Below are 10,522 nucleotides of genomic sequence, written 5' to 3'. Positions count from 1 at the left end.
TTCCGATCTCGCCAAGTGAGCAACCCCTTCCCGTACGGGCTGGTCGCCACCGATCTGGACGGCACGCTGCTGCGCGGCGACGAGACGATCTCGCCGCGCACCCGTGAGGCGCTCGCCGCCGCCACGGCCGCGGGCGCCGCCCACATCGTCGTCACCGGCCGGGCGGTGCCCTGGACCCGGCACATACTGGACGACCTCGGTTACCGGGGCCTCGCCGTCTGTGGCCAGGGCGCCCAGGTCTACGACGCCGGACAGCACCGGCTGCTGACCTCGGTGACGCTGGACCGGCAGCTGGCGGGCGTCGCCCTGGCCAAGATCGAGGCCGAGGTGGGCCCGCTGTACCTGGCGGCGAGCCGGGACGGGCTGGACGGCGAGGTCATGGTGGGCCCCGGCTACGCGGTCGCCGGCCGGCTGCCGGCCAAGGCGTTCACGGACGCGGCCGACCTGTGGGAAGCCCCGCTGAACAAGATCTACATCCAGCATCCGACGCTGTCCACGGACGAACTGGCGGACGCGGCCTCGCGCGCGGCGGGCGGCTTCGTCACCGTCGTCATGGCGGGCGAGGGCATCGTGGAGCTGCTGCCGCTGGGGCTGTCCAAGGCAACGGGTCTGTCGCTGGCGGCGCGGCGCCTGAAGCTGAAGGCGGCCGACACGATCGCCTTCGGCGACATGCCGAACGACGTGCCGATGTTCGCCTGGGCCGCGCACACCGTGGCCATGGCCAACGCCCACCCCGAACTCAAGGCCGTGGCCGACGAGGTGACCGCCTCCAACGAGGAGGACGGCATCGCGGTGGTGCTGGAGCGACTGCTCGGCTGAGAGGCGGGGCACGGCGTGGTCCTGCCCCGCCTCTCGGCGAATTCTCCGGGTGGGCGGCCCACGCGAGAGCGACATCGCGTGCTCGAAGCGGCCGCCCCGGACGGTCCCTGTGCGGGAGCGGGCTCGACGGTGGAGTAACCGCACCGGAGCCCGCCCTGGAACCGTCCTGACGGAAGCCGGACATGACGCCGTCCGGCTCCGCTCCCGGTACGGGGGCGCGCCGGGCTCCCTGAACCCGGCGTCGGCTCCCCCACTGTGCCCCCGCCCGGAAGCCCGGCGCCAGCGAATTAACCCCGGCGCCGGCGGTTGCTACTCCTCGCCCGCCAGGGTCAGCGCGCGCAGCCGCTGACCCGCGTACCAGGTGGCGGCCACGGTGACCACGATCAGCAGGGCGGTGGCCGCGGGGAGGCCGACGTCGGAGGTGATCAGGTTGCTGCCGACCACCTTGTGCGCGACCGCGAGCGACCACTGCTGGACGCTCAGGGTGCGGGCACCGGACACCAGCGAGCCGAACAGCGCCTCCCAGACCAGGGCGTAGACCAGGCCGAAGACCACCGCGTGCCGCGAGACCGTGCCGAGCAGCAGGAACAGCGCCGAGTAGGCGATGGACGCGACGAGCGCGGCGACCGTGTAGGCGACGGCCACCTGCTGGCCGTTGCCGTTGAGGATCAGGCCCGCGATCAGGGTGGGCAGCGCGGAGAACACCATGGTCACCGCGATGGCGACGATCAGCTTGGTGAAGACGATCGTGGGCCGCTTCAGCGGCTTGGACAGCAGATAGACCACGGAGCCGTCGTCGATCTCCGGCCCGATCGCGCCGGTGCCCGCGATGACGCCGATGATCGGCACCATGGTGGCGAGCGCGAACCCGCCGAGCACGTCGGCGGCGACCTGGTCGTCGGCCCCGGTCAGCAGGCGTACGGCCAGCGAGATCACGATGAGCAGCAGGGGCAGGGCACCGAGGACGAGAGCGCGGCGGCGGCCGAGCAGGGCCCGGTAGGTGAGCCGGGCGACTGTGGGGTCGTACATCTTCGGCCTCCTACGCCGCGACGAGATACGAGAAGACGGACTCCAGGGACTCGTCCGAGGGCGAGACCGTGAGGAGCCGGATGCCCTGGTCACTGGCGACCTTGGGCAGCAGCGTGGTGAAGCGGCCGAAGTCGACGGCCTGGACGACCAGCCCGCCCTCGACGGCGTCGACCTCGATGCCCGCGGTGGACGGGTCGGCGATCAGGGCGGCCGCGAGGGCGCGGTCGTCGCTGGAGCGGACCAGATAGCGGTGCGGGCGGTCGGTCATCAGGCGGCGGATCTTGCGGAAGTCGCCACTGGCCGCGTGCCGTCCGGCGACGACGACCTCGATGTGCCGGGCGAGCTGCTCGACCTCCTCCAGGATGTGCGAGGAGAACAGCACCGTGCGGCCCTCGTCGCCCATGGCGCGCAGCAGCTCCATCAACTGCAGCCGCTGACGCGGGTCCATGCCGTTGAAGGGCTCGTCGAGCAGCAGCAGCGAGGGGTCGTGCACGAGCGCGGACGCCATCTTCACGCGCTGGCGCATGCCCTTGGAGTAGGTGGAGATCTTCCGGTCCTGGGCGTACTCCATCTCCACGGTGGCCAGGGCACGTTGGGCGGCCTTGGCCCCGAGACCGTGCAGCTCGGCGTTGGCGACGACGAACTCGCGGCCGGTGAGGAAGTCGTACATCGCCTCGCGCTCGGGGACGATGCCGATGTGCCGGTACACCGTCTCGTTGCGCCACACCGGCTGCCCGTCGAGGGTGACGGTGCCGGTGGAGGGGGCGAGGAAGCCGCCCATCATGTTGATGAGGGTGGACTTGCCCGCGCCGTTGGGGCCGAGGAGGCCCGTGACGCCGGGACCGATGGTCATGGTGATGTCGTTGACGGCGACCACGTTGCCGAACCAGCGAGAGACGTGGTCGATCGAAAGTGTGCTCATGGGCGCAGCCCATTCCTTGGAAGGGTGGTGGCGGGCGACGGGAGGGCGGTCACAGGCCCACCTTCTTGTAGCGGCGCAGCAGCAGGCCGTAGCTCGCGGCGATCAGGCCGAGGACGACGATCAGGTAGACGAAGCCCTCGCCGGTGGACGGGCCCACCCCGCCGGGGAACGACGACGTGCCGCCGAGCAGCGCCGACTGGACCCCGTCGATCAGGGTGACCGGGGAGAACAGCCCGATCCACGGCACCGAGCCGCTGTTGTCCCGGGAGTCCGCGATGGCCTGGAGGGTGGAGACGGCGCCGTAGGAGATGGTCATGACGGCGATGACGGCGGCGATGCCGAAGCCGCGGCGCGGGGTGACGGCGGCGACGACCAGGCCGATCCCGGCGAACAGCAGGGAGAGCAGGGCCACCGTGACCAGGCCCTGGCCGAACTTCTCGCTCTGGTGGGCCACGCCCATCTTGGCGAGCAGCGAGCCCACGAAGAGGACGATCAGCGGACCACCGGTGAGGATGAACAGGGCCGAGGCGAGCGCCGCGAACTTGGCGAGCACGTAGTCGGCGGTCTCGATGGGCCGCGAGAAGTACAGCGGCACCGTCTTGAAGCGCAGGTCGCGGGAGACGGACTGCGGTGCCTGCGAGGCGACGAACAGGCTGATCACGGCCTGCATGATGATCGCGTACCGGCTGTAGGGGACCGGCAGGTCGTGCGCCTTGGTGGTCACCGCGACGGCGACCATGATGGCGGCCGGCACGCACATCACCGCGAACAGCAGCATCGGCAGCACCTTGGACTTGGCCGAGCGGCCGAGTCCGTAGGCGCCGCGCAGGGACTGCGAGTACAGCGAGCGACGGGCGTAGGCGCGGCCGAGGCGGGGGCCGTCGTAGCCGCGGTAGCCGATGTCGTGGATGCGGGACTGGTCGCCCGAGGGCGCCGGTGCCGTGGGGACGGGCTGGTCAACCGCCATGGCCGACTGCCTCCTTCCGCTGCTCGTCGCGGGTGAACACCTCGGAGATGTGGTGGCGCCGCTGTTCCATCCGGACCAGGCCGAGACCGAGCCCGGCGACGGTGTCGCGGACCAGGTCGTACGTCTCCTCGCCCTGCGCGGTGAGCAGCAGGATGTGGCCGGCGCCGGGCAGGCCGCCGCCGTCGTCGTGGGTGTCGATCCCGCGCGCCTGCAGCGCCTCGCGCAGGGCGCGGGTGCCGTCGGGGTGGGTGTCGCTGTCGGTGACCTCGACGGCCAGCGTGGTGGTGCTCTGGGTGAAGTCGGTGGTGGAGCTGGACCGCAGCAGCTTGCCGCCGTCGACGACCACGACGTGGTCGCAGGTGCGCTCCAGCTCGCCCAGCAGGTGCGAGGTGACCAGGACCGAGATGCCGAAGTCGGTGTGGATGCGGCGGATCAGGCCGAGCATCTCGTCACGGCCGACCGGGTCGAGGCCGTTGGTCGGCTCGTCCAGGAAGACCAGCCGGGGGTCGTGCACCAGCGCCTGGGCGAGCTTGACCCGCTGTTTCATGCCGGTCGAGTAGCCGCCGATGGGGCGGTAGCGCTCCTCGTACAGCCCGACGTGGCGCAGGGTGTCAGCGGTGCGCTCGCGGGCGGCCGTGGGCGGCAGGCCGGACATGCGCGCCATGTGCACGACGAACTCGGTGGCCGAGACGTCGGGCGGCAGGCAGTCGTGCTCCGGCATGTAGCCGACGCGCTCGCGGATGGCGGCGCCTTCGGTCGCCACGTCGAGGCCGAGCACGGCGGCGCGGCCCTCGGTGGCGGGGGACAGACCCAGCAGGATCTTGATCAGGGTGGACTTGCCGGCGCCGTTGGCACCGACGAGTCCCGTCACACCGGGTCCGATGTCCACGGACAGCCGGTCGAGCGCGGTCACCCGGGGGAACCGCTTGCTCAGGCTCTCGGTCACGATCACAGTCACGTCCCCGACGGTAGTGACATGGGGCACGCGGGTCGTCAGACCTCAGAGCCGTCTTGGGGTCCGTCTCGGGTAGTACGGGGCCCTAGGGGTGATGGGCCGTAGGGGGAGGGGGCCCGATCTCCCCTATTGACGCCACCTCTAACAACTGCCACATTCGCTGGACGGAGTCGGGCGGATGCGTGCGGAGGACAAGTGACGCTGAAGGACGCGCGTGAGCGGCGGGTGCACACCGGCGGGATCGAGCTGTGCGTGGCCGAACTGGGCGATCCGGGGCGCCCCACCGTGGTGCTGGTGCACGGCTACCCGGACAGCAAGGAGGTCTGGTCCGAGGTGGCCGCCCGCCTGGCGGACGACTTCCACGTGGTGCTCTACGACGTGCGCGGTCACGGCCGTTCCACCGCGCCGAAGCCCCTGCGCGGCGGCTTCACCCTGGCCAAGCTGACGGACGACTTCCTCGCGGTGGCCGACGCGGTGAGCCCGGACCGGCCGGTGCACCTGGTCGGGCACGACTGGGGTTCGGTGCAGTCCTGGGAATTCGTGACGGTCGAGCGGACACGGGGCCGCATCGCCTCCTTCACCTCCGTCTCGGGCCCCTCGCTGGACCACTTCGGCCACTGGATCGACGCCCGCGTGAAACGCCCGACCCCGCGCCGGGTGGGCCAGCTCCTCGGCCAGGGCGCCAAGTCCTGGTACGTGTACCTGCTGCACACGCCGGTGCTGCCGGAGCTGGCCTGGCGCGGGCCACTGGGCAAGCGGTGGCCCAAGCTGCTGGAGCGGGCCGAGAAGATCCCGGCCGGCGACTATCCGACGGCGACCCTGCCCTCGGACGCCGCCCACGGGGCCTGGCTGTACCGGGACAACGTCCGCCCCCGGCTGCGCCACCCTCGCCCGGACGCCGTCGCGCACGTCCCGGTGCAGCTCATCACCCCGCAGGGCGACGCGTTCCTCTCGGAGCGGCTCTACGACGACCTGGAGCGGTGGGTGCCGAGGCTGACCCGGCGCACGCTCCCGGCCAAGCACTGGGTGCCGCGCACCCGGCCCGACCAACTGGCGCGATGGATCGAGGAGTTCACGACCTCCGTGGAGCAGGGCGAGCCGTCGCGGGGCGGCGGCGGTCGTCATGCCGACCGTTTCGGCGATCAGTTGGCGCTGGTCACGGGTGCGGGAAGCGGCATCGGGCGCGCGACGGCGCTGGCTCTCGCCGAGGCGGGGGCGCGGGTGGTGGCGGTCGACCGGGACGCCGGGACGGCTGCCCGTACCGCCGAACTGGCCCTGTCGTCGGGCGCGTCGGGCGCCTGGCCGGAGACGGTCGACGTCTCGGACGAGCAGGCCATGGAGAAGCTGGCCGAGCGGGTGCACCGCCAGTACGGCGTGGTGGACGTGCTGGTCAACAACGCGGGCATCGGAGTCTCCGGCTCCTTCTTCACCACGACTCCGGACGACTGGCGCAAGGTGCTGGACGTCAACTTGTGGGGAGTGATCCACGGTTGCCGTCTCTTCGGGGCCCGGATGGCGGAGCGGGGACAGGGCGGCCACATCGTCAACATCGCTTCCGCGGCTGCCTTCCAGCCCTCGCGGGCGCTTCCGGCGTACAGCACGTCCAAGGCGGCGGTGCTGATGCTGTCGGAGTGCCTGCGTGCCGAACTGGCCGCCGCAGGCATTGGAGTTACGGCCATCTGCCCGGGCATCGTCAACACCAACATCACGTCGACGACGCGCTTCACAGGGGTGGACGAGACCGAGGCACGGCGGCGTCAGGAGCGCGCGTCCCGGCTGTACGGGAAGCGCAACTACCCGCCGGAGAAGGTCGCCAGGGCGATTCTGGACGCGGTGGCGGAGAACCGGGCGGTGGTGCCGGTGACTCCGGAGGCACGGGGGGCGTACCTGTTGTCGCGGTTCATGCCGGGGGCGCTGCGCAAACTGGCGCGGGTGGAGCCGAAGTTGTGAGTCGGAGCATCGCGCGCGGAGGCTTCATCTGCCGTGAAGCACGCTGAAGTTGATCAACCTGCCTGAAACGGGCGCTGGTTGTCCACAGAATCGTCAAAAAGGCTGTGGATAAGGCGCATTGGCTGTGGATCAAACCTCACCGCGGAAATCATGTGCGTGATCCGCGTCTCTCCGGAAGGCTGGGGAGGGGCGGAACACGGGCGGAAAACGCGGGGCAGCCCTAAGAAAGGAAGATGCGAAAAGCATCATATGGGAGAAACGGGTATATCAGAGGCGATGGATGACAGACGCACCGTGAAGGTGTCCAAGTACCTCTCGAAGCACCTGCGGCACCAGCCCGAGCGCATCGGGCTCACCCTGGACCCGGCCGGCTGGGTGGAGATCGACACGCTGCTCGCCGCCGCGGCCGCCCACGGCTTCCCCATCAGCCGCGCCGAGCTGGACCACGTCGTGGCCGTCAACGACAAGCGGCGCTTCGCCGTCGAGGGCGGCAGAATCCGCGCCAGCCAGGGCCACACCGTCGAGGTGGCGCTCGGCCTGCCCCCGGCGACCCCGCCGCCGTACCTCTACCACGGCACCGTCGCCGGCAGCCTGGACGCGATCCGCGCCGAGGGGCTGCGCCCCATGGACCGGCACGCCGTCCACCTCTCGGCCGACCGCGAGACCGCGACCCGGGTGGGCGCCCGCCGCGGCCGTCCCGTGGTCCTCGCCGTGGACGCGGGCGCCATGCACCGCGACGGCCATGTCTTCCACGTCAGCGCGAACGGCGTCTGGCTGACCGACGCCGTCCCGCCGCGCTACCTGCGGTTCTCCGAGCCGCGCTGAGATCCTCCGGCCGCTCAGCCGAGCTGGGCCACGGCCTCGGTGGCGATCTTCTCGAAGACGGCCTGGTCGGCCGCGAAGTCCGAGTCGGCGATGGGCCAGTGGATCACCAGCTCGGTGATGCCCAGCGCCGCGTACCGGCCGGCGAAGTCCACGAACGCGTCGACGGAGTCCAGCGGACGGGCACGGTCCGGGGTGAACCCGGTCAGCATGATCTTGTCCAGGCCGGTCACGTCCCGGCCGATCTCCGCGCATGCCTCGGCGAGCCGGCCGATCTGCCGCTCCACCGCCAGCACCGACTGCTCCGGCGTACCGGTCTCGAACAGCTTCGGGTCGCCCGTGGTCACCCACGCCTGCCCGTACCGCGCCGCCAGCTTCAGCCCGCGCGGGCCCGTCGCCGCCACCGCGAACGGCAACCGGGGCTCCTGCACGCAGCCCGGAATGTTGCGGGCCTCGACCGCCGAGTAGTGGTCCCCCGGGTACGACACCGCGTCCTCGGTCAGCAGCCGGTCCAGCAGCGTCACGAACTCCGCGAACCGGTCGGCCCGCTCACGCGGCGACCACGCCTCCTGCCCGAGCGCCGTGGCGTCGAACCCGGAGCCGCCCGCGCCGATGCCCAGGGTGACCCGGCCGCCGGAGATGTCGTCCAGGGAGATCAGCTCCTTGGCCAGGGTCACCGGGTGCCGGAAGTTCGGCGAGGTCACCAGCGTCCCCAGCCGCAGCCGCTCGGTCGCCCCCGCGGCGGCCGTCAGCGTCGGCAGCGCCCCGAACCACGGCCCGTCCCGGAACGAGCGCCACGACAGATGGTCGTAGGTGTACCCGGCATGGAAGCCGAGCTCCTCGGCCCGCTGCCATTTCGCCCGACCCCCTTCGCTCCAGCGGTCGACGGGGAGGATCACGGTACTGAGACGAAGGGCCATGCCGACGAGCCTACGACGCCCGGATGGCCGGCCCGGACCCGATCCCGAACGCATCTGACGCGTACCTGCCCTCATCCGGGCCCCGTGCCGCACGATCGTGCGCGCATATGCGCGAGAATGCTCGGGTGACCTCAGCGACCAGAGAGCCGGGGACCCCGGCCCCCGCACAGCCGTCGGCCCCGTCCGGACGAGGAGGGGGCTCCCTCCCGCCGCGCCTGATCGCCACTGACCTCGACGGCACCCTGCTGCGCGACGACCAGACCGTCTCCCCACGGACCGTCGCCGCGCTGGCCGCGGCCGAGAAGGCGGGTATCGAGGTCTTCTTCGTCACCGGCCGCCCGGCCCGCTGGATGGATGTCGTCAGCGAGCATGTGCACGGCCACGGCCTGGCTATCTGCGGCAACGGCGCCGCCGTGGTCGACCTGCACGGCGGCCTGGGCGCTCACCGCTTCGTGAAGGTGCGCGAGCTGGCCAGGGAGAACGCCCTGAAGTCCGTCCAGCTGCTGCGCGAGGCGGCCCCCGGCACCCTGTTCGCGGTGGAGCAGACCTACGGCTTCCACCAGGAGCCCGCCTATCCCAAGCTGCACCTGGAGATCCCGGACACCCTGCGGCCCGCCGAGGAACTCCTCGCGCCGGACGGTGTCGCGGCGAGCCAGCCGGTGCTGAAGGTCCTGGCCCACCACCCCGACCTCGACCCGGACGCCTTCCTCACCCTCGCCCGGATCGCCATCGGCGGCCACGCCAACGTCACCCGGTCCAGCCCCAGCGCGTTGCTGGAACTGAGCGGACCCGGCGTCTCCAAGGCCAGCACCCTGGCCCTGTGCTGTGCCGAGCGCGGCATCTCGCAGGAGGAGGTCGTCGCCTTCGGCGACATGCCGAACGACATCGAGATGCTGACCTGGGCGGGACGCTCCTACGCCATGGGCAACGCCCACCCCGACACCCTGGCCGCCGCCACCAGCCGCGCCCACGCCAACAACGAGGACGGCGTGGCCCGCGTGATCGAGGACCTCCTCGCCGGACGGGTCTGACCGGCCCCGCCGGTCACAGCACGACGAGGGCCTCCGCCTCCGCCTCGCGGCGGGCCATCGCGGCCAGCGGGCCGTCCACGGCGAGCAGCCCGGCGTACGGGCCGCGCTGCACCACGCGGCCCGCGTCGAGGACGAGCACCTCGTCGACGGCGGCGAGACCGGCGAGCCGGTGCGTGATCAGCAGCGTGGTGCGGCCCTCGGTCGCAGCCAGCAGGTCGTCGGTGAGTGCGTCCGCCGTGGGCAGGTCCAGGTGCTCGGCGGGCTCGTCCAGCACCAGCACCGGGAAGTCCGCGAGCAGCGCGCGGGCCAGCGCCAGCCGCTGCCGCTGGCCGCCCGAGAGCCGGGCGCCGTGCTCGCCGACTTGCGTGTCCAGGCCCTCGGGGAGGCCGTCCACCCAGTCCAGCAGCCGGGCCCGCAGCAGCACGTCCCGCAACTCGGCCTCGGTCGCGTCCTTGCGGGCGAGCAGCAGGTTCTCCCGGACGGTGCTGTCGAAGAGGTGGGCGTCCTGGGCGCACAGCCCGACCAGCCGCCGTACCTCGTCGCCGTCCATCTCGGCCGCGGGCACCCCGGCCAGCGTGTACGTGCCGGAGCCGGGGTCCAGGAAGCGGAGCAGCACCTGGGCGAGGGTGGTCTTGCCGGAGCCCGAGGGGCCGACCACGGCGATCCGGCGCCCCCGGTCCAGGGTGAGGTCGAGCCCGTGGAGCGCGTCCCGGTGCTGGTCCTCGTAGCGGGCGGTCAGGTCCCTCATCACGAGCGGGAACGGCGAGGCGGGGGCCTCGCGCGGGTGCTCGGGCTCGTGCACCGGCACCGGGGCGTCCAGGACCTCGTAGACCCGCTCGGCGCTGCGGGCGACCCGCTGGCGGTAGCGGACGGCCAGCGGGAGGCCGAGCACCGCCTCGAAGGCGGCCAGCGGGGTGAGGACGACCACGGCCACCAGCACGCCGTGGATACGGCCCCCGGCCGCCGCCTGCGCGCCGAGCAGCGCGGCGACGGCGACGGTCAGGCCCGAGATCAGCGCGGTCAGACCGTCGCCGAGCGCGGTGACCCCGGCCGCGCGGGACGCGATCCGGGTGAGGGTGCCGTCGGCCTTCCGGGTGGCCGCCGTAC

General features: G+C 72.0%; 10 protein-coding genes. 4 read left to right on the top strand and 6 right to left on the bottom strand.

The features are described from left to right. Positions 1-15: 15 nt before the first annotated feature. Positions 16-819, top strand: coding sequence for an HAD family hydrolase (locus GT030_RS05170; protein WP_161200045.1), 804 nt, complete (start codon positions 16-18; stop codon positions 817-819). A gap of 309 nt (positions 820-1,128) precedes the next feature. Here GT030_RS05170 and GT030_RS05165 read toward each other — a convergent pair whose 3' ends face one another. Genes GT030_RS05165 through GT030_RS05150 form a run of 4 tightly spaced genes read right to left on the bottom strand, consistent with a single transcriptional unit; the run spans position 1,129 to position 4,689 of the window. After that, complete coding sequence (locus GT030_RS05165) at positions 1,129-1,848, bottom strand: ABC transporter permease subunit (protein WP_161200044.1); 720 nt, start codon at positions 1,846-1,848, stop codon at positions 1,129-1,131. 10 nt (positions 1,849-1,858) lie between these two features. Further along, entirely contained in the window at positions 1,859-2,770 is a 912-nt protein-coding gene (locus tag GT030_RS05160; protein WP_135791328.1) for an ABC transporter ATP-binding protein, read from the bottom strand. 49 nt (positions 2,771-2,819) lie between these two features. Beyond that, positions 2,820-3,737 (bottom strand): ABC transporter permease subunit, encoded by a 918-nt coding sequence (locus GT030_RS05155; protein ID WP_161200043.1) that lies wholly within the window; start codon positions 3,735-3,737, stop codon positions 2,820-2,822. Continuing rightward, entirely contained in the window at positions 3,727-4,689 is a 963-nt protein-coding gene (locus GT030_RS05150; RefSeq protein WP_161200047.1) for an ABC transporter ATP-binding protein, read from the bottom strand. The genes GT030_RS05155 and GT030_RS05150 overlap by 11 nt, the downstream gene beginning before the upstream one ends. 204 nt (positions 4,690-4,893) lie before the next feature. Here GT030_RS05150 and GT030_RS05145 point away from each other — a divergent pair, with 204 nt between their 5' ends. Both GT030_RS05145 and GT030_RS05140 read left to right on the top strand, forming a co-directional pair. After that, positions 4,894-6,642, top strand: coding sequence for an SDR family oxidoreductase (locus GT030_RS05145; RefSeq protein WP_161200046.1), 1,749 nt, complete (start codon positions 4,894-4,896; stop codon positions 6,640-6,642). A gap of 276 nt (positions 6,643-6,918) precedes the next feature. After that, entirely contained in the window at positions 6,919-7,467 is a 549-nt protein-coding gene (locus GT030_RS05140) for an RNA 2'-phosphotransferase (protein WP_161200042.1), read from the top strand. Between the two features lie 14 nt (positions 7,468-7,481). Here the strand turns inward: GT030_RS05140 and GT030_RS05135 are convergent, their stop codons facing one another. Then, entirely contained in the window at positions 7,482-8,384 is a 903-nt protein-coding gene (locus tag GT030_RS05135; protein WP_161200041.1) for an LLM class flavin-dependent oxidoreductase, read from the bottom strand. A gap of 107 nt (positions 8,385-8,491) precedes the next feature. On the opposite strand from GT030_RS05135, the gene GT030_RS05130 reads away from it, so the two are divergent. After that, positions 8,492-9,415: a Cof-type HAD-IIB family hydrolase gene (locus tag GT030_RS05130; protein ID WP_202459701.1), complete on the top strand. Its 924-nt coding sequence runs from the start codon at positions 8,492-8,494 to the stop codon at positions 9,413-9,415. Between the two features lie 13 nt (positions 9,416-9,428). Here GT030_RS05130 and cydC read toward each other — a convergent pair. Then, positions 9,429-10,522: thiol reductant ABC exporter subunit CydC (gene cydC, locus GT030_RS05125; RefSeq protein WP_161200039.1), on the bottom strand; the 1,094-nt coding region annotated here is incomplete at its 5' end.

Origin of the sequence: Streptomyces sp. SID1328 (assembly GCF_009865595.1) — a bacterium.
Taxonomy (GTDB): Bacteria; Actinomycetota; Actinomycetes; order Streptomycetales; family Streptomycetaceae; genus Streptomyces; species Streptomyces griseoluteus.
This window is presented reverse-complemented; position numbering and strand designations above follow the sequence as displayed.

Coding starts and splice junctions, on each gene's coding strand:
- GT030_RS05135 (WP_161200041.1), bottom strand. CDS start 8,384: ATGGCCCTTCGTCTCAGTACCGTGATCCTCCCCGTCGACCGCTGGAGC.
- GT030_RS05155 (WP_161200043.1), bottom strand. CDS start 3,737: ATGGCGGTTGACCAGCCCGTCCCCACGGCACCGGCGCCCTCGGGCGAC.
- GT030_RS05160 (WP_135791328.1), bottom strand. CDS start 2,770: ATGAGCACACTTTCGATCGACCACGTCTCTCGCTGGTTCGGCAACGTG.
- GT030_RS05140 (WP_161200042.1), top strand. CDS start 6,919: ATGGATGACAGACGCACCGTGAAGGTGTCCAAGTACCTCTCGAAGCAC.
- GT030_RS05165 (WP_161200044.1), bottom strand. CDS start 1,848: ATGTACGACCCCACAGTCGCCCGGCTCACCTACCGGGCCCTGCTCGGC.
- GT030_RS05130 (WP_202459701.1), top strand. CDS start 8,492: ATGCGCGAGAATGCTCGGGTGACCTCAGCGACCAGAGAGCCGGGGACC.